At 63.9% G+C, this 25,128-nt stretch carries 18 protein-coding genes; 7 read left to right on the top strand and 11 right to left on the bottom strand.

Going from position 1 to position 25,128, the window contains the following annotated elements; translation table 11 throughout:
- Window positions 1-70: 70 nt before the first annotated feature.
- Window positions 71-1,528 carry an FAD-dependent monooxygenase gene (locus IGX34_RS19630; protein ID WP_192557446.1) on the top strand — a complete coding sequence of 486 codons (1,458 nt, stop codon included), beginning with the start codon at window positions 71-73 and terminating at the stop codon, window positions 1,526-1,528.
- Between the two features lie 60 nt (window positions 1,529-1,588).
- On the opposite strand, the gene IGX34_RS19625 is transcribed toward IGX34_RS19630, so the two are convergent.
- From IGX34_RS19625 to IGX34_RS19600, 6 genes are all read right to left on the bottom strand, one after another.
- A complete protein-coding gene (locus tag IGX34_RS19625) occupies window positions 1,589-3,400 on the bottom strand; it encodes a beta-galactosidase (protein ID WP_225737636.1) in 1,812 nt (603 codons plus the stop codon).
- Between the two features lie 296 nt (window positions 3,401-3,696).
- Window positions 3,697-5,733, bottom strand: a complete 2,037-nt coding sequence (locus IGX34_RS19620; RefSeq protein WP_225737635.1) for an alpha-galactosidase — start codon at window positions 5,731-5,733, stop codon at window positions 3,697-3,699.
- Between the two features lie 70 nt (window positions 5,734-5,803).
- Window positions 5,804-8,839 carry a TonB-dependent receptor plug domain-containing protein gene (locus IGX34_RS19615; protein WP_192557444.1) on the bottom strand — a complete coding sequence of 1,012 codons (3,036 nt, stop codon included), beginning with the start codon at window positions 8,837-8,839 and terminating at the stop codon, window positions 5,804-5,806.
- Between the two features lie 152 nt (window positions 8,840-8,991).
- Window positions 8,992-9,924 carry a 1-phosphofructokinase family hexose kinase gene (locus IGX34_RS19610; RefSeq protein ID WP_192557443.1) on the bottom strand — a complete coding sequence of 311 codons (933 nt, stop codon included), beginning with the start codon at window positions 9,922-9,924 and terminating at the stop codon, window positions 8,992-8,994.
- On the bottom strand, window positions 9,921-10,862 hold the full coding sequence (locus IGX34_RS19605; protein WP_192557442.1) for a PfkB family carbohydrate kinase: 942 nt from the start codon (window positions 10,860-10,862) through the stop codon (window positions 9,921-9,923). Before IGX34_RS19605 ends, IGX34_RS19610 begins: the two co-directional genes overlap by 4 nt.
- On the bottom strand, window positions 10,859-12,061 hold the full coding sequence (locus IGX34_RS19600; protein WP_225737634.1) for an SIS domain-containing protein: 1,203 nt from the start codon (window positions 12,059-12,061) through the stop codon (window positions 10,859-10,861). The genes IGX34_RS19605 and IGX34_RS19600 overlap by 4 nt, the downstream gene beginning before the upstream one ends.
- Before the next feature lie 56 nt (window positions 12,062-12,117).
- On the opposite strand from IGX34_RS19600, the gene IGX34_RS19595 reads away from it, so the two are divergent.
- The 3 genes from IGX34_RS19595 to agaR all read left to right on the top strand — a co-directional run bounded on the left by IGX34_RS19595 (window position 12,118) and on the right by agaR (window position 15,259).
- Window positions 12,118-13,035 (top strand): class I fructose-bisphosphate aldolase, encoded by a 918-nt coding sequence (locus tag IGX34_RS19595; RefSeq protein ID WP_192557441.1) that lies wholly within the window; start codon window positions 12,118-12,120, stop codon window positions 13,033-13,035.
- A gap of 174 nt (window positions 13,036-13,209) precedes the next feature.
- Complete coding sequence (locus tag IGX34_RS19590) at window positions 13,210-14,460, top strand: amidohydrolase family protein (RefSeq protein WP_192557440.1); 1,251 nt, start codon at window positions 13,210-13,212, stop codon at window positions 14,458-14,460.
- On the top strand, window positions 14,453-15,259 hold the full coding sequence (gene agaR / locus IGX34_RS19585) for a transcriptional repressor AgaR (RefSeq protein WP_192557439.1): 807 nt from the start codon (window positions 14,453-14,455) through the stop codon (window positions 15,257-15,259). Before IGX34_RS19590 ends, agaR begins: the two co-directional genes overlap by 8 nt.
- A 101-nt stretch (window positions 15,260-15,360) precedes the next feature.
- Here the strand turns inward: agaR and IGX34_RS19580 are convergent, their stop codons facing one another.
- The gene (locus tag IGX34_RS19580; protein WP_192557438.1) at window positions 15,361-15,966 is read right to left on the bottom strand and encodes a class I SAM-dependent DNA methyltransferase; all 606 of its coding nucleotides are present in this window, start codon (window positions 15,964-15,966) and stop codon (window positions 15,361-15,363) included.
- Between the two features lie 160 nt (window positions 15,967-16,126).
- On the opposite strand from IGX34_RS19580, the gene IGX34_RS19575 reads away from it, so the two are divergent.
- Both IGX34_RS19575 and IGX34_RS19570 read left to right on the top strand, forming a co-directional pair.
- Window positions 16,127-17,692, top strand: a complete 1,566-nt coding sequence (locus IGX34_RS19575; protein ID WP_192557437.1) for a DUF1800 domain-containing protein — start codon at window positions 16,127-16,129, stop codon at window positions 17,690-17,692.
- 9 nt (window positions 17,693-17,701) lie between these two features.
- Complete coding sequence (locus IGX34_RS19570; protein ID WP_192557436.1) at window positions 17,702-18,901, top strand: DUF1501 domain-containing protein; 1,200 nt, start codon at window positions 17,702-17,704, stop codon at window positions 18,899-18,901.
- Here the strand turns inward: IGX34_RS19570 and IGX34_RS19565 are convergent.
- Complete coding sequence (locus IGX34_RS19565) at window positions 18,898-21,231, bottom strand: glycosyltransferase family protein (RefSeq protein WP_192557435.1); 2,334 nt, start codon at window positions 21,229-21,231, stop codon at window positions 18,898-18,900. The two genes, IGX34_RS19570 and IGX34_RS19565, sit on opposite strands and share 4 nt — an antisense overlap.
- 197 nt (window positions 21,232-21,428) lie before the next feature.
- On the opposite strand from IGX34_RS19565, the gene IGX34_RS19560 reads away from it, so the two are divergent.
- Window positions 21,429-22,958 carry a DUF1800 domain-containing protein gene (locus tag IGX34_RS19560; RefSeq protein WP_192557434.1) on the top strand — a complete coding sequence of 510 codons (1,530 nt, stop codon included), beginning with the start codon at window positions 21,429-21,431 and terminating at the stop codon, window positions 22,956-22,958.
- A 153-nt stretch (window positions 22,959-23,111) separates the two neighbouring features.
- Here the strand turns inward: IGX34_RS19560 and IGX34_RS19555 are convergent, their stop codons facing one another.
- From IGX34_RS19555 to IGX34_RS19545, 3 genes are read right to left on the bottom strand one after another with little or no spacing between them, the layout of a single operon-like run.
- Window positions 23,112-23,579 (bottom strand): DUF1579 family protein, encoded by a 468-nt coding sequence (locus tag IGX34_RS19555; RefSeq protein ID WP_192557433.1) that lies wholly within the window; start codon window positions 23,577-23,579, stop codon window positions 23,112-23,114.
- Between the two features lie 5 nt (window positions 23,580-23,584).
- Window positions 23,585-24,523, bottom strand: coding sequence for a sensor domain-containing protein (locus IGX34_RS19550; RefSeq protein WP_225737633.1), 939 nt, complete (start codon window positions 24,521-24,523; stop codon window positions 23,585-23,587).
- Complete coding sequence (locus IGX34_RS19545; RefSeq protein ID WP_192557431.1) at window positions 24,520-24,888, bottom strand: helix-turn-helix transcriptional regulator; 369 nt, start codon at window positions 24,886-24,888, stop codon at window positions 24,520-24,522. Before IGX34_RS19545 ends, IGX34_RS19550 begins: the two co-directional genes overlap by 4 nt.
- Between the last annotated feature and the right edge of the window lie 240 nt (window positions 24,889-25,128).

Below are 25,128 nucleotides of genomic sequence, written 5' to 3'. Positions count from 1 at the left end.
CGCTCGCACTGCAGTTGTGCATATTCGGCGCCCAGGAATTGCTGTACGCACGGCCGTTCGGAGCATGGCGATGAGCGCGCACGCCGTGGCGATCGCCGGTGCCGGCCCCACCGGACTGATGCTGGCGGGCGAGCTGGCGCTGGCGGGTATCGACGTGGCCCTGATCGAGCGGCGCAGCAGCCAGGAACTGATCGGCTCGCGCGCGCTCGGCCTGCATACGCGCAGCATCGAAGTGCTCGACCAGCGCGGTATTGCCGAGCGCTTTCTCTCGCAGGGCCGCACCTATCCCATGGTGCACTTCCAGATTCCGCTCGACATCAGCGACTTTCCCACCCGGCACAACTACGTACTGGGGCTGGTGCAGCGTCATGTCGAGCGGATCCTGGCCGAATGGGTGGTCGAACTGGGTGTGCCGATCTATCGCGAGCGCGAGGTAACCGGCTTCACGCAATACGATGAAGCGGTGGAGATCACACTCGCCGATGGCCAGTCGCTGCGTGCGCAGTATCTGGTCGGCTGCGATGGCGGGCGCAGCCTGATCCGCAAGATGACCGGCATCGATTTCGCCGGCGCCGATGCAACGGTCAGCTGGCTGATCGTCGAGGCGGAACTGCGCGAAGAGCCGGTGTGGGGTTTTCGCCACGATGCCATCGGCACGCATGCGATCGGCAAGCTGGAAGATGGCGATCGCGCGGTGATCGTGTTGACCGAGCGGCAACTCGAATCGGGCCAGCCTACCTTGCAGGATATTCGCGCCGCGCTGATCGCCACCTACGGCACCGATTACGGCATCCACAGCCCCAGCCGGATGTCGCGCTTCAACGATATGGCGCGCCAGGCCACTCATTACCGCCAGCAGCGCGTGCTGCTGGCCGGTGACGCTGCGCACGTGCACGCGCCGCTCGGCGGCCAGGGCCTCAATCTCGGCATGCAGGACGCGGTGAATCTGGGCTGGAAACTGGCGCAGGTGCTCAAGCGGATATCGCCGGAAAGCCTGCTCGATACCTATCAGGCCGAACGCCATCCGGTCGCTGCGCGCGTGCTGCAGAACTCGCTGGCGCAGGTGGCGCTGCGCCGTCCGGATCCGTGCAGCAAGGCGCTGGCCGATCTGCTGGGCGGCATCTTCGCCATGGACGAACCGCGCAAGCGGCTGGTCGGCATGATGTCCGGCCTGGATGTGCATTACGACTTCGGCGAGGGACATCCGCTGCTGGGTCGCCGCATGCCCGATCTGGATCTGCTTACCGCCGCGGGAACCGTGCGGGTGTTCTCGCTGCTGCACGATGCGCAGCCATTGCTGCTCCACTTCGGCGCACCGGGCGGGATCGACATCACGCCGTGGCGCCATCGCGTGCGCATGGTCGATGCGAGCTACACCGGTGCGTGGGAATTGCCGGTACTTGGCAGCGTGCCAGCGCCCGGCGCGGTGCTGGTGCGCCCCGATGGGCATGTGGCGTGGGTGGGCGATGCGATGGAGCGGGCGCTTGAGCAGGCGCTACATACCTGGTTTGGGGCACCGGAGATGTAAGTCGCGTCATCCCGGCTTGCCGGGATGACGGTGAGGCGAGATGACAGCTCGCCTAGCGTTTCAGCCGCTCAATCGATCGCTGCAACGAATCGGCGTGGCGCTGACGCGATGCATATCGAACACCAGGATTTCATTGCGTCCGCGCCACAGCCACGGTGCGGGACAAAACAGCCGCTGCTGCGGGCCGATGCGCCAATAGCGCCCCAGCAGCTGGCCGTTCACCCACACATAGCCTTTGTCCCACGCGCTCATATCGAGATAGCAATCGCCGGTGTGCTCCAGCATCACCTCCGCCTTGAAGAACATGCCGGGACGGATCGACGATGCATCCGCCATCGGCGGCAGGCCCGCGATATAGCTCTCGTCCAGTGGCAGGCTGTGCGCCTGCCAGCCTTTCAGTTCCTCGCCGCTGAGCGTGACCGCGCCGACGATGCCCTTGAAGTCGTACATCGCCTGGCCGTAGCCGACATGACCGAAGCTGTCGACCAGGATATCCAGGGTGGCGCCGGCGCCATTCGCTGGCGGCGGCACGTCCACATGCTGGGTGACATGCAAGCCCGGCTTGTTCACGCGCGACAGATAATCCAGGTACTTGCCCTGGCTGAATACCGTGCCGTAGTCGCGCAGGCCTTCGATATGCAGCATGCCGCCGGTGGTGAGCGTCTTGCGGTACACCACCATGCCATGGTTCTGCCCGAACAGCATTTCGTTGGGATCGGGCTTGTCTACGTGCTGTCCGGGCGGCAGGTTGTCCCAGATGCAGGCGTGAGGCTGCGCGATAACCTGCTCGAAATGCGCCGAGGCCGGCGGCGGCGGCAAGGCCGGCAAGGCATGCGCAACATGTGCGCCGATGATTTTGCGGAAAGCGTGGAAATCGCTGGTGGGCGCGCCGCGTTCGTTGATCGGTGCGCCGTAGTCGTAGCTGGTGATCACCGGCTCGAAGCCGGAGTAGTCGTTATGCGCATTGGCGCCGGCGCTGAAACCGAAATTGGTGCCGCCGTGCACCACGTACAGATTGAACGAGCGCCCTTCGCTCATCAGCTGGCGCAAGGTAGCAGTGAGGTTGCCGCGCTGAAAATCCGGATCGCCCCAATGCGTAAGCCAGCCCGGATACGCCTCGCCCGCCCACACCGGCGCCTCGCCGGCAATCAGCTGGGCGGCGGCGAAGTCGGTGTCGCCATCCAGGCCCAAGGCCGCACCCGGCACGTAGGTCTTGGTTTTCTGGATCTGGCCCAGTCCGTCGGAAATGGAGAACGGTCCATCGATGCCGCGCTGCTGCCACATGCTGCGCAGACGCAACAGATATTCCAGGTCGTTGCCGAAGGAGGCGTATTCGTTTTCGATCTGCACCATCAGGATCGGGCCGCCGCGGCTGGCCATCAGCGGCGCGATGCGCGGCGCCACCGCGTCCATGTAGCGGGTTACCGCTTCCATGTAGCGCGCGTCGTCCTTGCTGCGCACGCGGATGCTGGGATCGCGCAACAGATACGCCGGCAGGCCGCCCAGATCCCATTCCGCACAAACATACGGACCGGGGCGCAAATACACCCACATGTTTTGCTGCTGGCACATCTGGATAAAGCGCGCGAAATCGCGGCGGCCGGTGCTCAGGTCGAACACGCCCGGCTCCTGCTCCAGCGCATTCCACATGATGTAGACCGCAATGGTATTCAGGCCCATCGCCTTGGCCATGCCGATGCGGTGCAGCCAGTATTCCTCGGGAATGCGCGCCGGATGCATTTCGCCGCTGCGGATCTGGAACGGTGCGCCGTCCAGCAGAAAATGCTGCTGGCTCAGCGCGAAGCTGTGGTGTTTGCCGTCGGGAATCGGCTCGCTCGCTGCAGGCGCAACGGCGGCACGTACCGCGGGCATCGCAGCCGCCAGCGGCGTAAGAGCTGCAAATCGAAGAAAGTCGCGTCGCTGCATCGATCCTTTACCTTTGCACAGAGCTACTCCCTCTCCCCTCCGGGGAGAGGGTTGGGCGAGCGGCCGCGCTTGCCATGATCGATATCGCAAGAACCAATGCTCATGCCCGTTGGTCTCTTGCGAAGCATGCATGGTCTTCGCAAGAGTGGCCCCTCACCCCCGCCCTCTCCCCGATGGAGAGAGGGCGCAGTACCGGGCACGATGCAGCGATCGGGCAAACGCGGGGAGCGCCCGAGCCTACCTCAAGGCGTCAGTTCAAGGGTCAATACTTCGAACGGCGCCAGCGTGATGGTGGTCACGCGGCCGGCATCGAGCTGGCCGGGCACATCGCCACCGCTATGCCATACGTCGCGCACCGTGAAATGACCGGCCGCATCGGCCGGCAGCTCCAGCTGCCGCTGCAGATCGAGCACCGCCGTCTGCGCATGCGCATCCGGATTGCGCAAGGTGATGATGGCCTTGCTCGGCGACCACGCCGCCCAGCCATATACCTCGAGACGCCCGGGATCGCCGCCGATCCAATGCGTATCGCGCAGCACCTCGGCATTGGCGCGCGACCACTTGGCCGCGCCGGCCAGCGTGTCCCAATCCTGCTGGCTCAGCAGCGAGGGCGTGATGTACATCTCCTGCAACTGGGTGCCGGTGGCAAAGTAGGAATGCACTTCGTTGGCGAAGTCATGCCCGGGATCGGTATTCAGCCGCTTGTTCTTCTGCGCGTAGATGATGCCGTGGAGCATCAGCGAATTGATCGGGAACAGCGGCCCCTGGATCACGATGTTCTCGTAGGTCTGCTGGTCGCGATACGTAATCCACTGCTCGCGCTCCGTGCCCACGCCGGCATGCCAGTCGTCCTCGCCGCCGCGCCAGATCGAATCGGCGTAGCGCAGCCAGAACGGCGAGGCCCAGGTGCCGGTGGTGAGGTTGATGTAGGTGTCGGGCTTGTCGGCGCGGATGTCCTTGATCAGCTCGATCGCTGCGGCAAAATCGCTGTCGAACCGGCTGCCCGGGAACACGCTGTCGGCATTGCCGGTGCCGTCGAACTTGAACTGGTTGATGCCGTTCTTGTCGACCAGGTTCATCACCACATCGTGGAAGCGCTGGTAATACTTCGGCCCCGACAAAGCCAGGCCATCGTCGATGATCTCGTAGCCCGCCGCCTTGCCGTTCTTTACGCGCTCGTCCTTGGGCGGACCGTAGCCGCCCCAGGGCGACAGCCACATGCCCGGCGCGGCGCCGTATTTCGCCGCCGCATCGCGCAGCGGCACAAAGCCGTGCGGGAAACCTGCGCTGAAATTCCAGCTGCCGGAGCGATCGTCCCAGCCGTCGTCGAACAGGAAGGAGTCCAGCTTCACCCCGCGCTTTACGCTCAGCTCCTGGCCGAAGGTATTGATCCGGTCCAGCGCCTCGCTCTCGTTATAGGGCGTGAAATAGCCGATGTCGTACCAGGAGTTGTAATGCAGGAACGGCCGGTAGGGATGCGCGCGCTCGCGTTCGACGTAGTCAGCGAAATCGCGCCGCAACTGTCCGGCGCGAGCGACGCCCACCACCGCCGAATAGGTGATCGGCTGGCCCTTGCGCAGCGGCAGCGTGCGCGCCATCGACAGCAGCACGTGCTGGCCGCGCACCTCGCTGTCGGAGAGCGGGTTTTCCAGGCCCAGGTAGATATTTCCCGCCACCACCGGCGAGCCCTTCACCACCCCGTCCACTTCGGCGTGATCGATGCTGGAGGGCAGCAGGTCCACGCGGGTCAGCGGTTCGTCCTGCTTCAGCGCGGTGATGGTCACCACTTCGCGCAGATAGGCCGAGCCTTCGCGCTGCAGCAGCTGCCAGTCGATGCGAAAACGCCCGTCGGCATCGCCGAAGCTGGCAGTCACTGCCTGGCCCGGTACGCGGTCGGCGAGATTCGAAGCCTTTGCGTCGACCGGCAACGCCTGCACCTTGGGCGCGGACAGCAAGCGCATATCGCTTCCCTTTAGCGCCTGCTTGTTGGGCAGCATCAGCGTAAAGGGCGCGTCGACCTGCAGCACCTGGCCGTTGTCGCGATCGGTGATGGTGAAGCCGGCCAGCTTGCCGTCCGCAACTTGCCAGGCGGCATCGATGGCGGCGTTGCCGAAGCGGGTCTGCCCGGCGGCATGGGCCAGCTGCGGCGCGCCTGGATGCAGGATCGCCGCATCGTCGGCCAACGCGCCGCTGCCAAGGCAGGCGCAAAAAATACCGGCGCTGATCGCCTTGAGGCGGACGCTACGCACGGATTTGGGAAATAGGGATCGATGGAACACGCAGAACCTCTCTCACAGAAAGCTTGGTGGCGCGGCGAGGCCCATCCGCTGAGCCTCGCCGCCGTCGGCATCAGAACCGCTGCTGGTAGCGCATGTACACGAAGCGCCCCAGATCGTACGAGGAATTGAAATCGAACGGCGTGTCGCCGCTCTGGTAGCCGCCATACACGTTGGGGCTGACGCGGTTGAAGATATCGTTCACGCCCAGCGAAAGGGTCGCGTGCCAGGGGGCATTCCAATACACCTGCGCGTCGTTGAAGGTGATCGAGGCGATCTGTGTCTGCGGCATCACGCCCACGCCCGGCGCGTAGTAGTTCGGCAAGGTGCAGGGGAAGGCGGTGATGCCGGTGGACGGATCGAACGCACAGTTCACCTTGTAGGGCGAGAAGTAGCGCAGCGTCCAGCTGGCGCCGAAATTGCCCTTGCTCCAGCTCAAGGTCAGGTTGTCGCGCAAACGCCAGGAGGTGTAGTAGTTCTGCGTATTGCCGGCCATGTAGATGATGTTGGAGCCGATCGTCGGCAGCTCATTGAAGGCGGCGATGTAGGTGCCGTTCATGCCGAGCTTGAAGCTGCCGTAGGGCGTCTGCGGGAAGCGGTAGTTGAAGGAGAAATCGTAGCCGCGCTCCTTCAGCCAACCCGCATTGGTCTCCAGGTTGAGCATGTCGAAGATCTGCCCGGTGCTGGGGTCGCGCTTGAACTGGTTGCACGCGGTCTGGATGCTGTACTGGTAGCAATCGGCCAGCAGCTGGTCGTTGCTGATGCCGGTGATCAGGTTGCGGATGTTGTAGGTCCACCAGTCGATGGTGGCATCGAAGCCCGGCAGCCAGGACGGGCTGTAGACGATGCCGACGTCGCCGTTATACGAAGTCTCCGGCTTCAGGTTGGGATTGCCGCCGGTCCAGTTGGTGCTGGGCTGCGCGCCCTCGCCGCTCGGCACGGTAATCGGCAGGCCGGTGTTGTCGGTCTGGCGGAAATTCGCCGGCACGCCCTGGATGCCGCCGTAGCCGCTCAGGCAGCGCTGCGCCACCAGCGGACTGTTGCCGTAGGCCGAAGCCCCGTACAGCGCATCGCAGGGATCGGTGAATGTACCGGCCGGATAGCGACCCTGGTACAGATCGTTCACCGTAGGCGCGCGGAAGCCGGTGCCGTAACTGGCGCGTACCAGCACATCGTTGACCGGCTTCCAGGTCAGCTTGAACGAGCTGTTGGTGGTGCTGCCGAAGTTGCTGTAGTGCGAATAACGGGTGGCCACGTCCAGGCTTAATGCCTGCGCGCCGGGCAGGTCTTTCAGCAGCGGCGCATTGATTTCCGCATACGCTTCGTTGAGATCGTAGCCGCCATGGTTGGGGCCTACCCCGCCGTCGGTGGAATAGCCGGCGTAGGCGAACGGATCGGGCGCGTCATAGCCGGATTCGTCGCGATGGGTGACACCAGTGGAGAAGGTGAAATCGCCGCCCGGCAGTTCGAACAGGTCACCGCCGAAGTCGGCGTTCCAGGCACGCTCCTCGCTGCCGTAATGTTCCACGCTGTCGATCGAGATGTAGCGAAGCATCTGCGTGGTCAGCGGCGCCAGCGGATTGATCGGCACGCAGCCGGCGATCACATGGCCCGGCGTGCCGCACACCACCGTGCCCTGCTGCATGAACGACGGCCCCAGCGCATTGGCCACATTGATCAGGTTGAAATAGCCGGTGCGTACGTTTACGCCGCTGATCTTGCTGTCGTACATGTAGACGTCCCAGTTGAACTGGTGATCGCCCAAGTTGAACAGCCCGTCCAGGCCGGCGCTGTAGCGGTAGTTCTTCGGATCGTTGAAGCTGCTGTAGCTCTCCTGTGCGATCCGCTGCGCCACTTGCAGATCCTGCACGCCGTAGAGCGGACTGTAATAGCTGTATTTGGACAGCAGCGAGGGGAACGCGGTGTCGTTGGCGCCCATGCCCGAATAGAAAAGCGGCGAGCCGGATTTGGCGTATTCGTAGTCGGCGTTGTAGCCGTAGTTGAACTTGAAGGTGATGTTGTCGGTGATCTTGTAGTGCGCGTCCAGGTACAGGTTCTTGGTCTTGTCCGCAGTGAGCACCATGGTCTGGCGCCCCGCATTGTTGTTGTAGTTCTGGTCGTTCGGATTGATTACGTCGCCGTTCGCCGCCAGCGTCGGATAAGTAAAGGGATGGTAGTCGGCCGGGTTCATCGGATCGCCGCCTGGATTGAGCACCACCCGGCCGCCGCCCGCAAACGAACTGGGCGCATTGAGCAGCTGCGGTTGCGTGCCGTAGGAACTGAGGCCGTAATACGGATGATCGGCCGTATACGGGTACGCGGAGAACGGCCGGTTGGACGCCCATACCGGGCTCTGGTTCTGATACGACACGCTGAAGATGATGCCGCCGCGATCGTTGCTCTTGCCGGCGGTGAAGCTGTTCTGCGTCTGTCGCCCATCGCCATGCGGCATGTATTCGCCGTCATAGGTATCCAGCTGCACGCCGTTGAAATTCTTCTTGGTGATGATGTTCACCACCCCGGCGATCGCGTCCGAGCCGTATACCGCCGAGGCGCCGGTGGCGAGGATATCGATGTGGTCGACCACCGAGGTCGGAATCACATTGATATTGGTGTAGCCACCATGCGCCGCACCGATGCGCTGGCCATCGACCAGCACCAGCGTGCGCATGGCGCCGAGACCGCGCAGATCGATAAAGCTGCCGCCCTGGTTCGGGCCCAGGTCGCCCGGTGCGGAACGGCTCAAATCCGGCGGCGACATCGACGATACGTTCTGCAGCAACTGGCCGACCGTGGCAAAGCCCTGCTTCTCGATGTCCTGCGAACTGATGGTGACCACCGGCTGCGCATCTTCCACATCCACGCTGCGGATGTTGGAACCGGTAACGGTCACCGCCTGCAGATTCACCGCTTTCTTGGCCTGCGGCTGACTGCCGTCGCCGGATTGCCCGCTCCCCGTATCGGTTTGCGTGCTTTGCGCCAGCGCGCTGCCGGCGCAGGCCAAACCCAGCAGGGCCAGCGCCAGTTGCAGTGCGAGTTCTTTTTTACGGCAAGCCGATCCCGTAGTGCCGCGCTTCGCGTCGCGGCATCCCGTCTTGTTCGCATACATTGAAAACTCTCCTCCCGTTGCGTATCACCGCGTCACGGGGCAGTGGGATCCCACGTGCGCAGCATCTGTTGGCATCCGGGCGAAAGCTCCCCTTACGCGCCGGATCTGTGGGTCAGTGCATTGGACTCCTGTACTTCCGCATCCCTGCCCGCTTACGCGTGCATCCGGTAAACCGATACATTCGGCAGCAGCGCGTCGACTGCCGCGCGCTCCGCAAAACCCGTTTCTTCCGCCTGCGCATTGGCCGCGCCGCAGGCCACGCCCAGGCGCAGCGCATGTTCCAGCGGCATATGCCGGGCCAGCGCCACCGCCATGCCGGCCAGAAAGCAATCGCCCGAGCCCACCGTGTTCACCACCTGCATGGCGTCGATGCGCGCGCACCACACGCCGCTGTCGTCGGCGGCAACTGCGCCCAGCTCGCCCATCGTCACCACCGGCATGGCGATGCCTTGCGCGCGCAGGGCCAGCACGGCCTGGGTGGCGGCGTCGAGATCGGTAACCGCATAGCCGAGCAGCTCGCTGATTTCGTCGCGATTGGGCTTGAGCATGAGCGGACGCGCCAGCAGCGTCTGGCGCATCGCCTCGCCGCTGGCGTCGACCAGGCAACGCATGCCGTGTGCCTGCACGTGCGCGGCAAGGTCGGCGTAAAGCGTGGCGGCGAATCCGCGCGGCAGGCTGCCGGAGAGAATCACCAGTTCGCTATCTTCGGCAGCGCGGCGAAATGCATGCAGCAGCGCATCGCGCTCCAGCGGACTCAGCAGCGGCCCCTGCCCGAGGATCTCGGTCATGCGGCCGCCGGCTTCCTGCAACGCCATGCAATGGCGCAGTTCGCCGGCCACTTCCACGCCATGAAACAACACGCCGCGCTCGCTCATGCGGCGGCTGATCAGATTGCGGTGCGGCGCATCGACCAGGCCGATCAGCTGCACGCGTTCGCCCAGTGCGGCAATGGTCTGTGCCACATGCACGCCCTTGCCGCCGGGATAGACCTGCTCGGCGCGTGCGCGATGGATCTCGCCCGGCTGCAGCGCATCGAGGCGGATATAGCGATCGATGGCGGTGTTGAAGCCGGCGACGGTAATCATGCGTGCTCCGCCATCAAGGCCAGCGCTTCCTCGGCGGTGGCTTGGCGCGTAGTGCCACCGACACCGCGGGTGGACAGGCTGCCGCAGGCACTACCCCAGCGCATGCACTCCTGCCACGGCTGCTCGCGCAGCCACGCATGCAGAAAACCTGCATCGAAGGAATCGCCGGCACCGGTGCTGTCGATGGCCTCGACCGCGTAGGCGGTCACTTCGATCAGGCTGCCGTCGTGCAAGCTGGCGCAGCCCTGCCGGCCGCGCTTGACGACGGTCTGCGTGCGTCCGTTCTGTATCGTCTGCAACGCATCATGCAGATCGCGGCGGCGGGTAATCGCCAGCAGTTCTTCCTCGTTGGGCAGGAAGATGTCGACCGCCTGCAAGGTATCGAGCAGATCCGTTTCCCACTGCTGCGCGGGATCGAAGCCGGGATCGAGCGACGTAGTGAGGCCCGCTACCGTAGCGCGCGCAAGCAATTGCCGGCAGCCCGGACGCAAGCCTTGCTGCAGGTAGTACGAGGACACATGCAGATGATCGGCGTGGCTCAGCCAGCGATCGTCGATATCGTCCGCGCGCAGTTCCGCCATGGCGCCGGCAAACGTCACCAGCGCGCGATCCTGCGCCGTGGACAGCGAGGCGGTAACGCCGGTGCGCAGCGCGCCATCCGGTTTCAACGAAGCCACATCGATGCCCGCGTCGCGCAGGGCCTGCAGACAGAAAGTGCCCGAAGCATCGGTACCGAGCTTGCCGTGGAAGCTCACCGGATTGCCCAGCCGCGCCAGCCCCATCGCGCAGATCATCGCCGAGCTGCCGGGCGTCATCACGAAATCGTCGGCCAGCACTTCGCGCCCCAGGGTGGGCGCGGCGTGGCAACCCTTGAACACGAAATCGACATTGATTTCGCCGATCACCAGGATGCGGGCCGGGCGCTGGCGCGTGCTCACGGCGCGGCTCCGTGGATGGCAAAATCTTCCACCACGCGAGTAAGCACGCCTTCGGAAGGCGTATCCGGCTTGGCGCCGAGCTGCAGGCAGCGAAAAAACGCCAGCAATTGCGCCGCCACCACGCCGTCGAGCACGGCGGCAACTTCCGCACCGGCATCTACCGTGCGGGTGACGATGCCCAGATCCTGCGGTGCCAGCACATCCGCCGGCACCTCGGTGCCAATCACCAGCTTGGCCAGGCCCAACTGCTTGCGCGAGAGCTCGCGCAGCAGATCGCATTCGTAGCGGCGCACCGCCGGATCGGGCGACAGCATGGCCACGATCACCGTCTGCGGATGCACGAACGACATCGGCCCATGGCGCAGGCCGAGGAAGGTTTCGGCCATGGTCACCACCTGGCCGCCGGTCATCTCCAGCATTTTCAGCGCACCCTCGCGGGCAGCGCCGAACGCCGCGCCGCTGCCCAGGTATACCGCCGAGGTGAAATTGCGCTGCGCCAGCGCGGCGATCGCGTCGGCATGCGTATCGAACAGATGCTGCGCATCCGCCGCTGCGGCGCTTATCGCGCCTGCGGCCGGTGCGGCCGGCGTGCCTTGCAGCAAGGCGGTGCCGCCGAGCAGCAGGTTGGTAAAGCTGCTGGTCATCACCAGGCTGCGGTCGTTGGTGCGCTCGTCCAGCACCAGCACGCTTACGCGCGGCTCGTCGCGATAATGCGTAGCCAGCTTGCCGTTGGCATTGCAGGTAATCACCAGGTGGCGCCATGCCGGTGCCCGCTCCAGCAGCAGGCTGACCACGCCGCCGCTTTCCGGGCTGTCGCCCGAGCGCGCCAGCGATATCAGCAGGCCCGGCCCCGGCGGCAGTACGCTGCGCCAATGCGTCAGCAGATTGCCCGCGGCGATCGCCTGCACCGGAATACCCAGCCCGCCCTGCAGCAGCGGCGCCAGGCATTCGCCGATATAGATGGAGCTGCCCGAACCGGTCAGCACCACATGCCCAGGTTGTGCGGCCAGCGCCAGCGCCACCTGCTGCCGCACGGCGGTACTGCGCAACAAATCGAAAGTGCCCTGCCAGGTCGCCGGCTGCTGCAGAATCTCGCGCAAGGTATCGGCATAGCCGGCCGCCTGCTGCGCTGCCGGGACTGCCGTGCGAAGCGTGTCGAATATCTTTTCTTCTTTCGTTTTCTTTTGAAGTATTGACATTTTGCTCAATTCGCTCGAATGTGAAACCATCCGATGACGCCCCCAGAGTATTCGAAATGAAAGATCAGTTACAACACCTTTCGAAAGCTTCCGAAAAGTTTTCCAAGCTTTCCCTTTCCCACGGCAAGCGCACCCGCCTGTGGCGGCTGATGTACGGGCACGGCCCGCGCAATGGCAGCCTGCTGGTGCTGCCGCTGGACCAGGGTTTGGAACACGGCCCCACCGATTTTTTCCCCAACCCTCCAGCGATCGATCCGGAATATCAGTTCCGGCTCGCGGTGGAGGGTAATTTTTCCGCCATCGCGCTGGGGGTGGGGCTGGCCGAGAAGTATCTGGGCGAATGGTGCGGGCAGATCCCGCTGATCCTCAAACTCAATGGCAAGACCAATATCCCCAGCGACGCGGACGCCACCTCGCCGCTGTTCGCCTCGGTGGAAGACGCCGTGCGCCTGGGCGCCGATGCGGTGGGCTACACCATGTATGTGGGCTCGCCGCGCCAGCACGATGAATTCCGCCAGTTCGAAAAGGTGCGCCAGGACTGCGAACGCTACGGCATGCCGCTGGTGCTGTGGTCGTACCCGCGTGGCGCGGCGATCGATGCCAAGGGCGGCAAGGGCAGCCTGTATGCGCAGGATTACGCCGCGCGCGTGGCGCTGGAGCTGGGCGCCGACATCGTCAAGCTGCACGAACCGGACGACCACACCGCCAACGTGCCCGCGCCCTACAACACGCTGCAGGAAGACGCCTCTGCGCGTACGCAGCGCGTGGTGCGCTCGGCCGGCCGCACCATGGTGCTGTTCTCCGGCGGCGAGAAGAACGATGACGACGCAGCCGTGCTGCGCAAGGTGGAGTTCTACATGGCCTCCGGCGCCAACGGCGTGATGTTCGGCCGCAATATGTGGCTGCGCCCGCTCGACCAGGCGATCGGCCTGGTGCGGCAGGTGCACCAGATCATGGCCAAATACCCGCGCTGACCCCGCCCTTCCCCTCTCCCCGCCGGGGAGAGGGCCGGGGTGAGGGGCCGCTCCAGCCACATCCCCCATCTCCGGGCCGGAATCTCGCCGCTTTTATCCGGCGATAAACTAGTCCCTTCGCAAGATTGGCCCCTCACCCCAGCCTCTCCCCACCGGGAGCGGGGGAACAACGTGATGTCGCACAGCCAACGCAAACCAACCTGGTCCCTTCGCACCCACGCCCGCGCCGGCTGCTTCTGCTGCGCCCCGCCCCAGGGCGCCGGCACCATCAGTGCCAGCGGCAAGAATCCGCTGCAAACCGCGCCCGATACCAGCAAGGGCGACTTGCGCCTGCAGGATTTCAAACCGCGCAGCATGCTGCGCGGACACCGCAGCCGCATCGAACAGCCGCGCTTTCCGGTAATCGACGCGCACGTGCATCTCACCTGGTCGCGCAGCGTGCGCAACGGCGTATCGGTGGGCGAAGACATCACCGTATTCGCCAAGCCGGAAGACCTGCTGCCGGTGATGGACCGCAAAGGCGTGCGTACCCTGGTCAATCTCACCGGCGGCGTCGGCAAGGGGCTGGAGCAAAGTATCCAGATGTTCGACCGCGCGGCACCGGGGCGCTTCATCACGCTGACCGAGCCTTCGTACGAGCATTTTCCCGAACCCGACTATGCGCAGCGGCAGGGCGATGCGATTGCGCACGCGCATCGCGTCGGCGCACGCGGCCTGAAACTGCTGAAAACGCTGGGCCTGTATCTGCGCGAACAAGTCGACAGCGGTCCGCTGGTGCCGGTGGACGACCGCCGCTTCGATGCAATGTGGGAAGCCTGCGCCGCGCACGACATGCCGGTGTTCATGCATGTTTCCGACCCGGAAGCGTTCTTCCTGCCCACCGATCAATACAACGAGCGCTACGAAGAACTGGCCAATCATCCGGACTGGTCGTTCTACGGGCCGGAGTTTCCCCGCAACGAAGAGATCCTCGCCGCCCGCGATCGCGTCATCGCACGCCATCCGCAGACCACCTTCGTGCTGATGCACGTGGGCAACTGGGCGGAGAACCTGGCCGCCGTGGCCGACTGCCTGGACCGCTTCCCCAATACCCTGGTGGACATCAGCGCACGCATCGGCGAACTCGGCCGCCAGCCACGCGCCGCACAGCGGTTCTTCGACCGCTACCAGGACCGGATCCTGTTCGGCACCGACGCCGTTCCGTCACCTTACGGCGATGACGTGCCGCAGCAGCTGTTTGGCGACGAACTTTATGAGATTTATTACCGTTTTCTGGAAACCGAGGACGAATACTTCGACTACGCCCCCGCCGAGGTGCCCCCGCAGGGCCGCTGGTCGATCTATGGGGTGGGCCTGCCAGACACGGTGCTGCGCAAGATATACCATGACAACGCCGCCCGACTTTTGAAGCTTGCTCATGAATGAAGCCCGCGCCTCCGTCCCCGCGCAGCGACTGCTGGTCGAGGAGCGCCGACGCCTGATCGTCGAATACGTGGAGAGCAACGGCCGCGCTACCGTGGAAGAACTGGCCAGCCGCTTCGGCACCTCCGCCGTAACCATCCGCAACGATCTGGAAACGCTGGCGCGCAACGCCGTCATCGCGCGCTCGCACGGCGGCGCGCTGCCGGTAACCCAGGCCACCACCAACGATATTCCGCTCAACATCAAGGAGCGTCGTTCACATCCGGAAAAACTGCGCATCGGCCAGGCCGCGGCCAAGCTGATCCAGGATGGCGAAACCATCATTCTCGATTCCGGCTCCACCACGGTGGAAATCGCACGGCAGATCCGCCAGCTGAAATTCGAGTCACTGACCGTAGTGACCAATGCGCTGAATATCGCGGTGGAGCTGTCGGGGCTGCCGAATATCCGCGTGATGATGCTTGGCGGCCTGCTGCGCCAAACCTCTTATTCACTGGTCGGCCCCGATGCGGAGCAGGCACTGTCGCGCATTTCCGCCGACCGCCTGTTCCTGGGCGTCGACGGCCTCGATCCGGTGGTAGGCGTAACCACGCCCGATCCGCTGGAAGCCTCGCTCAATGCGCTGATGATCCGCGTATCGCGCGAAACCATCGCGGTATTCGACGCCAGCAAGCTGGGCCAGCGCAGCCTTTCCGTCATCACCCCGGTGCAAAACCTGCACACCATCATCACCGACAACAGCGCACCCGCGGAAATGGTGGATGCACTACGCAATGCCGGCGTAAAAGTAACCCTGGTCTAACCCCACATCGGGCAGCGTAGGTTGGGTTAGCGCAGCGTAACCCAACAATCCCCCCATTGAAGCGCGCTGCATTCCCCTCGAAAACCCCAGGGCAACCCACCCTACGACAACTGCGCCCGCTCCAACGCCGCAATATGCCGCTCCAACCGCGGCCCCAAATAGCACTGCGACCCACACGGCAACAAACCCACCTCATGGAACGCGCGCAAATACCATGACGGCGAGCGCAGCTGCAGCTCCTGGTGATCGCCATCCACCTCATCGCGATTGGTAAACACCTCAAGAAAGGCCACCCCCTCCAGCATCTCGCCAATGCCGATCAGCCCCGCGCGAATTTCCGCCGGCTTGAGGTAATGCAGCACATCCGTGCACACGATCAGATCGAAGCGCGTATCGAAACGCAGCTCGGCCAGCTGGCTGAAACGCGCCAGCCCGATATTGCGGCTGCGGCCAAAGCGGCGCACCGCGTATTCGCTGGAATCCAGACCGCGGTAGTGAAGATCCGGCCGCAAGGCGCGTAGCGGCGCGCGCCACACGCCTTCGCCGCAGCCGATATCCAGCACATTGCGGATCGGCCGGCCCAGGTAGTACTCCGCCTGCCCCACCACCATCGCCACCTTGCGCTTCAACGCCGCGGCGGAGCGCACCGCATGGCGGGGGTCGCGATACCACTTGTCGAAGTACGCCTGGTCGTAAGTTTTGCGCATGGTTGGGCTCCTTGAAGCCAGGCATGGTAACCCGGGGTTAACACGCGTGCCTCACTACGTGAATCACAGCGGAATATCGCTTCACATTTCGCAACAGCCACGTCAGCGTGGTTCCATACCGTACGTTGAGGCAAGCAAGACCATTACAGGGGAACCGCTCATGCCCGCCCGGAACCGCCCGAAACCACGCTCGCGACGCGCGCTGCTGCTGGCCCCGCTGCTGGGCCTCGCCCTGGCCGGCGTTGCGCAGGCCGCCAGCGCACCGTTGAGCGCCGACGATATCGCATGGCTGCGCCGCGACAGCTTCGGCCTGGACAGCGCCACCATCGAGCGTTATCGCGAACTGGGCCGCACGCGCTTTCTCGACGAACAGCTGGCCGGCGGCGACGATCCCCTGCCCCCGGCAGTCGCACCGCTGATCAACAGCTACGAAGTATTCAACACCGCACCCGCGCAGCTGGTAGCCGAATACCGCGACGACCAGCAGAAAGCCAAAAATGTGGACGCCACCGATACCGGCGCCAAAGACAACGCCAAGAAGGATTTCCAGAAATACCGCCGCGAACTGTACAAGCAAAGCATGGAAGTGGAACTGCTGCGCGCCATCTACGGCGGCAACCAGCTGAAGGAACAGATGGTGTGGTTCTGGCTCAACCATTTCAGCGTCTACGCGCCCAAAGGCGGCGTGGGTCTGTTCACTACCGACTACGAAGAAAGCGTGATCCGCCCGCATGCGCTGGGCAAGTTCAAAGACCTGGTGATGGCGACGCTGGAAAGCCCCGCCATGCAGCTGTACCTGGATAACGCCAAGAACGTGCGCGGCAAGACCAACGAAAACTACGCACGCGAGCTGATGGAGCTGCACACGCTGGGTGTCAACGCCGGCTATACGCAGCAGGATGTGCAGCAACTGGCGTTGATCCTGACCGGCGCAGGCGTGGTGCCGCAGCGCGGCGCCGGCATGGTCAACGGCGTCGACGGCGGCTTCTTCCGGCAGCGACCCGGCATCGTGCGCGATGGGCTGTTCGTATTCACGCCGGGCAAGCACGATTTCTCCGAGAAAGCATTTCTCGGCCATCGCATCCCGGGCAGCGGCTTCGGCGAGATCGAGCAGGCGGTTGACCTGATCGTGCAACAGCCGGCCTGCGCCAAATTCATTTCGCGCCAACTCGCGCAATACTTCGTGGCCGACAATCCGCCGCCGCAGCTGGTCGATGCCATGGCCGCCACTTTCCAGCGCACCGACGGCGATATCGCCGCGGTGTTGCGCACCATGTTCCTGTCCAGCGACATCACCGCCGGCCACGGCCAGAAATTCAAGGATCCCACCCAGTTCCTGGTCTCCGCGATGCGCCTGAGCTATGACGGCAAGCCGATCAGCAACGCCGACCCGCTGGTGAACTGGCTCAACCAGATGGCCGAGCCGGTCTACGGACATATCACGCCGGACGGCTGGCCCACCGACAACGCCAGCTGGTCCAGTTCCGGCCAGATGGCCAAGCGCTTCGACGTAGCACGTGCGATCGGCAGCGGCCGCAATCGCCTGTTCGCCGGCAACGACAGCGACGGCGTGCGCGGCCAGCCGCCGCTGCTCAATAGCGCCTTATTCCAGCAGACACTGCAGCCCGGCCTTTCCGCCAGCACGCGCGACGCCCTGGCCAAAGCCAATTCGCCGGTGGAATGGAACACCTTTCTGCTGTCCTCTCCTGACTTCAACTATCGCTGAGGTATCGCCATGAAACGCCGTGAATTCCTGCTTGCCGCCGCTGGCGCTGCCGCACTTCCCGCGCTGTCCTTCTCCGGCCGCCTGTTTGCCGCGCCGCCAAGCTCGCCGCGCTTCCTGTTCGTATTCCTGCGCGGCGGCTACGACTGCAACAACCTGCTGGTGCCCTACAGCAGCGACTTCTACTACGAATCGCGCCCTACCATCGCCATCGCCAAGCCCGATCCCAACAATCCCAACACCACCATTGCGCTGGATGGCAACTGGGGCCTCAATCCGGTGCTGCGCGATTCGATCTATCCGCTGTGGCAGAAGAAGCAGGTGGCCTTTATTCCCTTCGCCGGCACCGACGATCTGTCACGCAGCCATTTCGAAACGCAGGACAGCATCGAGCGCGGCGAACCGCTGACACAAGGCGGCAACTTCCGCTCCGGCTTTATGGCGCGGCTATCGGGCACGCTGACTGGCGTGCCGGCGATCGCCTTCACCAACAGCCTGCCGCTGAGCTTCCAGGGCGCCAGCAAAGACATCCCCAATATTTCGCTCAAGGGCGATACCAAGGCGCATTTCGACGAACGCCAGTCGGCGATTCTCGCCGGCATGTACAAGAACACCTCGCTTGCCTCGGCCGCCGCCGACGGCCTGAGCCTGCGCAGCACGGTGTCGATGGACCTGCAGAACGAAATGGTCGCGGCCAGCCGCGGCGCGCCGAATGCGTCGGGCTTTGCGCAGGAAACCCAGCGTATCGCCACCTTGATGCGCGACCAGTACCGCATCGGCTTTGTCGATGTCGGCGGCTGGGATACGCACGTCAACCAGGGCAACATCACCGGCGGCCTGGCCAACAATCTGCGCAATCTCGGCCAGGGCCTCGCCGCTTACGCCGCGGCGCTAGGCAGTGAGTGGGACAACACCACCGTGGTGGTGGTCTCCGAATTCGGCCGCACTTTCCGCGAAAACGGCGACCACGGCACCGACCATGGCCACGGCACTGTGCACTGGGTGCTGGGCGGCAAGGTCAACGGCGGCCGCATTGCCGGCGAGCAGATGGCGGTGAATCAGCAGAACCTGCTGCAGAACCGCGACTACCAGGTACTCAACAACTACCGCGACGTGTACAGCGGCCTGCTCGGGCGCATCTGGGGCTTGAACGGCAACCAGCTGCAGAGCATTTTCCCGCAGGCAAAGCCGCGCGATCTGCACCTGGTCTAAGCCGACTCCTGCATGACAGCCGGGCTGCGCTGCCTGGCTGCATGCAGCATCAACAGCACCGCGGCAGTTAGCAACGACAGCAGCGAAATCAGCGCCCCCAGCCGGAAGCTGTCGGAACGAAATGCCACCACCACGTGGTGCGTGCCCGCCGGTACATGGATTGCCTTGCCCAGCAGCTGGGCGGTCCACACTGTGGTGGGGTGGCCATCTACCTGGGCGTGCCAGCCTGGATAATTGGCGTCCGCCAAAAACAGCCAGCAGGCAAATGGCGATTGCACATCGATGGCGTAATAGTCGGAGTGACGCTGTTCGAACACGGTGTGCACTTGCGATACGTCGCCGGGCGTCGTATCGGGCGGCGGCAGCGGCGCATCGCGAGGATCCTTCTGCACGACCAGCTGCGGTACCTGAGCCGCATGCAAACGGTCCAGCGCAGCCTCGGCCGAATCTACCGCCGCCGCATCCTTGTAGACCTGCAGAAACGGATGGGCAAACGTGTTCTTCATCACCCAGAAATCTGTCGCATCCCGGCCGAACAATTGCAGGCCCGGCGCGTGCAACAGGTGGTCGGTCGCGATATAGCGAATCGCCAGCAGGTCGATCAGGCGCGCGCCGGGCGCCGCCGCCGTATGCATTTGCAATTCCTGCCGCACCGGCTCATCGATCAACGTGCGGTTTCTTAGTTCCAGGCCCAGCGTGCCATTCAGCGACCAGGTTCCCCGCAACAAATTGCTCAAGCCGGCATCGGTGGCCAAGGCGCGCTGCGCAGGATGGTCCAGTCCATGCGTGCGAGAATCGAGCATGCCGTAAGCATCAATCACACTGGATACCCATAGCTTGCGGTCCTGCGGCGCCGGGCCGTCCAATCGATCCAATAGGCTTGGCGTGGGCAGCGCGGGAGCGGCATAAAACCGGATGGTATGCAGGTCCAGCAGCATGCATTGCAGCATCACTAGCAAGAACATTGCTGCGGGCAGCCACGCAACGCGCCGGCTGGCCGTGAGCAGCAATGCAAGCACGCATGCCGCCAGCGTGATCAGGAGTGTCGTCCACAGCCCTCGCAGGGGATGGCTGCCATAGGCCAGCGCCACGCCCACAGCAAGAAACACGAGCAGCCCCAGCCAGCGCGCAGGCCTCCACGCGCGCAGCTCGGCATGATCGCGCAGCCAGGTGCGCAGCGCATCGATCGCAAACGCCGCCAGCACGGCGATGCCCAGCGCTACAAAGGCAGAATAAACAAACAGAACCCGGAAAAAGTGCAGCCCGGGAACGATACCCACGCTATAGATCAAGCGGAACAGCAAACTGCTCGGCCCAAAACTGAGCACCAGTACGACGCAGGTCGAAATCAGGTAGCCCTTCGCCCTTGCCGGTGCGCGCAGCAGCAATCCCAGGCAGGCCAGCATGCATGCAAGCAGACTGCCAGCTGCGGGCATTCCACTTGTTTCCGCAAGCGGGAAAAACAGGCCACGCAGAATCGTCTTGAAGCCGTGGAAAAACGGAAATAGCTCAACGCCGCCGCGCCGATGCGACCACGTCGCCAGTTCCAGCGTAGGCAGCAGCTGCACCGCGGAAAATCCCAGGCACAACACGCCCGCGACCAGCGCAGTAAGCACAAACGCGCGTTTATGCCGCTGCCAATGCTGCGTCCACGTACGCGCAAAAAACATGCTCGGCATACTGCACAGCATGAACAGGCCCGACGCCTGCAACACCTGCGGATAACCGGCAAACACCAGCAGGCAACCCAGCACCGACATGCACAAGGCGCGCGGCAAGGTGGGCGATGCCAGCCAGCGCTCGAAGGCCAGCAGCAGCCAGGGCACCCATAGCAAGGCGCCCGCAATCGTCATGTTGTGTTGCTGGTGGATCCAGCAGGACGAAAACACCACCGTCAGGCCGGCCGCGCCGGCAGCCCAGGCGCTGCGGCCCAGCTGCCTGCACAGCTGCATCACGCCGATACCGGCACCCAGCATGCACATGTAATGGAACACATTGCTGCCAAGTACCGGCGGAAACAGCCACGCCACCAGCAGATTGAGCGGCGCCAGAAAAGCGCCCTGCCCCTCGGCGAACAGCGGATGCCCGCCTAGCACTTGCCCCACCCACAGCGGCGATGGCCCGCCATGCAGATAGTTTTTGAGAAATTCCAGCAGGGGCAAACTAAAAATCAGCGCATCGCCATGCAGGATGCTCTTGCCCCGGAACAAGGCCGGCCACCACATGATCGTGACCAGCACCAGCAAAACCGCATGGACCAGCCACCATGGGCGGATCCGCCGTGGCTCGTCCTTCAAGAGCACCGCCCTCGCTCCGGTCTTTTCATGCATGCTGCCCCATCGGTATTCGCTTTCAGCATCCTGTCGTTCGATTGCGCAGTCGATTCGCCGTGCATGGCTCGCACGGCAACGTGCGCTGTCTGCTGCGCCGGCCCACCCCTTGTAAGCGCCCCTGTGGCAGGCAAAACTGCGGCCTGCCGCATCGAGCTTAACACCCCTCTCGCCACTCATGCCGTTAGGACTGACGCATGCGTTCGAATGCCCTGCACCCCCTGTTGCTTTCGCTGAGCTTGCTGCTCGCCGCCTCGCCGCTGGCCGCCACCGACTCCACCGGGCTCGGCCCGGATGACGCCGCGTGGCTCAAGCGCGATGGTTTCGGCCTCGATACCAACGCAGTTGCGCAGTACCACGCGCTCGGCCGCAAGACACTGCTGGCCAACCAGCTCGGCGAACGCATCGCCGATACGCTGCCGCCGGCGATCACCGCGCAGATCGCCTCCTACGAAGCCTTCTACACATCGTTGCCGCAACTGCTCAGCGACATCCAGCAAGAACAGCAGCAGATCAAGGCCATGCCGGAGGGCCCCGACAAGGCCGCCGCCAACAAGGCCCTGCAGGCGCGCGGCAACCAGCTCGGCCTGCAAGCGCAGCAGGCCGAAATGCTGCACGCCATCTACGGCCCCAACCAGCTCAAGGAGCAGCTGGTGTGGTTCTGGCTTAACCACTTCAGCGTCTACGCCGCCAAAGGGCGCGCGCGCTGGGAACTGGCCGATTACGAACAAAACGTGATCCGCCCGCATGCGCTGGGCAAATTCCGCGACCTGGTCATGGCCACCCTGCAAAGCCCGGCCATGCTGGAGTTTCTCGACAACGCGCAGAACGCCAAGGGCCACGTCAACGAAAACTACGCCCGCGAGCTGATGGAGCTGCATACGCTGGGCGTCAATGCCGGCTACACCCAGCAGGATGTGCAGCAACTGGCGCTGATACTTACCGGTGTCGGCATCGCACCCATCGACAGCAAGCCGGAGAAGTTCGGCCCAAAGATGGCGCCGCTGGTAGTGAAGAGCGGCATGTTCGAGTTCAATCCGCAGCGCCACGATTTCAGCGACAAAGTGCTGCTGGGCAAGCCGATCAAGGGCAGCGGCTACGACGAAGTGCAGCAGGCGGTGGACCTGATCGTGCAACAGCCGGCCTGTGCGCAGTTCGTGTCGCGCAAGCTGGCCGAATATTTCGTGTCCGACAATCCGCCGCCCGCGCTGGTCGACAAAATGGCCCGCACCTTCCATCACACCGATGGCGACATCGCCGCCGTGGTGCGGGTGATGTTCCAATCGCGCGACCTGATCGCCAATGCCGGCAAGAAATTCAAGGATCCCACGCAGTTCGTGGTGTCATCCGTGCGCCTGGCCTACGACGGCACGCCGATTGCCAATGCGCAGCCGCTGGTAGGCTGGCTCAACCAACTCGACCAGCCGCTGTTCGGCCGCATCACGCCCGACGGCTGGCCGCTGGATAATCAGAGCTGGTCCAGCTCCGGCCAGATGGCCAAGCGCTTCGATATCGCCCGCGCCATCGGCACCGGTAACAACCAGCTGTTCACACCCGCCGGCAGCACGGCGCGCGGCGCCGGCTTTCCCATGCTCACCACGCGCCTGTATTACGACGCCATCGAGCCGACCCTGTCGAACGCCACGCGCGATGCGCTGGCCAAAGCAACGTCGCAGCAAGAGTGGAACACCTTCCTGCTCTCCTCGCCCGACCTCAACTACCGCTAACGGCGGGACCACGTTGGCTGGGTTACCCCGGACTTGATCCGGGGGTAACCCGACGATCTATATCGGTACGGCAAGCCCAGGCCAGCAAATACGCAAGAGATTTGTTGGGTTACCCCCGGATCAAGTCCGGAATAACCCAACCTACGATGATGGCTACGGTAGATCGCCGAGACGACGATACTCGCCCTGCATCACCTGCTCCCAATTCACACCGCCATCGAACGAGCTTTCCAAGCCCAGGCGGTAAACGCCATCCGCGACAAATTCGTAGATATGCCGCGTCTGCCCACGGGTGGAACTGCGCAGAAACACCAGGCGTTTGCCATCCCAATGCCCCGTCGCCGGCTGCCCGGGTGCAAAGCCATAGCTATCGAACCAGTACAGCGCAAACTCGCCCGGTTCCTGCCCGGCCGTGAACACCGCATGCGCCTGCAGCGACGGCTTGCCCTCGCGCTCCTGCCGGTAATCCTGCAACAGCGCCTTGCCGCCCAACTCGAAGCGCGCATGCGCATACCCGCTGGCCGAACCGCCCTGGCCCCAACGCGTGGTAGCCATGCTTTCCTCTCCGCGCCATTCGCCCGCCAGCGCGGCCAGCACATCGTTGCCATGCAGTGACGTCATCACGTTCACTCCCTCGCAGCGCCGGTCACCAGCAGATGCTTGGCCATCTGTCCATGCAGCATTCCAAGCGTACGCACCATATGCAGCGTGGCGAACAGTAGCAGCACACCGAGAATGCACAGCAGCCATGCACCACCCCAGCCGTGCATCCACATCACCAGATCACACAGGCGGGACGGGCCATCGCAGGTGTCGTAATAGCCCCAGGCATCGGCCACCAGCTTAAGTGCCGGTGCACTGGTAAAGGCCAGCGCAATGCTCAGCAGCGTCACCGTGAGAGTGAAATAGATAATGCCCAGCGGCAGCATCATCAGCATGTAGAACAGCGTGCTCCAGCTGCGCGGATCGCTGAACATCGCACCGATGCGCCGCCACAACGACATGCCGCGCGTGGAAAACGCCGGCCGGCGCGGCATGCGCACGCCTAGCATCGATTCCACCATGCGCCCTTCCACCAGCGAAAGCACACGCACCGAGCCGAAGAACAGCACGATAAACGGCAGGCCAATGATCAGCACCGACAGACCGGCCGACAGCGAGATGCCCGTTACCGCCCAGGTGAAATAGAAAATACCGGTAGCCAGCGACAGCACCATGTAGAACAGCGACGCATAGGTGCGCGGATCGGCCGCCACGCCAAAAAAACGTCCCGCGATGGAACGCCGCTTCGGCGGCAGCGGCGGCCTCAGCGCGCGCTGGATCTTGATCTCCTGATCGCGATAAAGCTCCGCCACTTCCTCCGGCGCGCCGTAGCTGCTCACCACCTTGGCCAGCATCTCTGGTTCGCTGCGTCCCGGCTGCTCGGCCAGTTCGGCGCGCAAGTGTTCCTCGGCGTCGTACAGCGCATCCTGGATCAAGGCAGGATCCGCGCCGCGCAAGGCAGCGCGCAGTTGGTCCAGGTACTCCGCGATCGTGCGCGGCGTTCCCGTTGAGCCCATCGTCATCGCCATTCTCCCTGTAGCACTTTGTCGACCGAATCGCGCGTGGCCTCCCACGCCGCAATCCATTCACGCAACACGTCGCGCCCCAATTTCGTAATGCGGTAATAGCGCCGCGGCGGCCCGCTCACCGAAGGCTCCACCTCGCTGCCCAGCAACCCATTCGCCTCCAGGTTGCGCAGCACCGGATACAGCGCGCTCTGCTTGCCCGCCAGCACCCCCGCCTCACCCAGCTCTTCCAGCCGCTTGGCGATCTGGTAGCCATAAAGCGCCTGCCGCGACTGCCCAAGCACCGCCAGCAGCACCAGCGACACCGTGCCGCTGGAGAGCTCTTTCTGAAACTTCTTGAGTTGGCCCGCGCTATCGTCCACGGCTGACCCGCTCTTCCACTTATGATGGAGTGCACTGTAGTGTGAGGTTCACACTAGTGCATGGGCCTGAAGTCATGGGTGGAAGTGACGGGCAGCTGGGCATGAGTGGCCTGCACTAACTGGTCCAGATGTAGGGTTAGTTTAAGCAGCGAGCTTCAGATGTACATCCTGGATGGCTGGCAGGACAGCTTCAGGAGCCGGTGGCCGATAATTCAACGCGCTATGCGGCCGAACCGTGTT

The organism is Dyella acidiphila (assembly GCF_014863405.1).
In the GTDB taxonomy this organism is placed as follows: domain Bacteria; phylum Pseudomonadota; class Gammaproteobacteria; order Xanthomonadales; family Rhodanobacteraceae; genus Dyella_B; species Dyella_B acidiphila.
The sequence above is the reverse complement of the archived record's forward strand: the minus strand, read 5'-3'. Positions and strand labels throughout refer to the sequence as shown.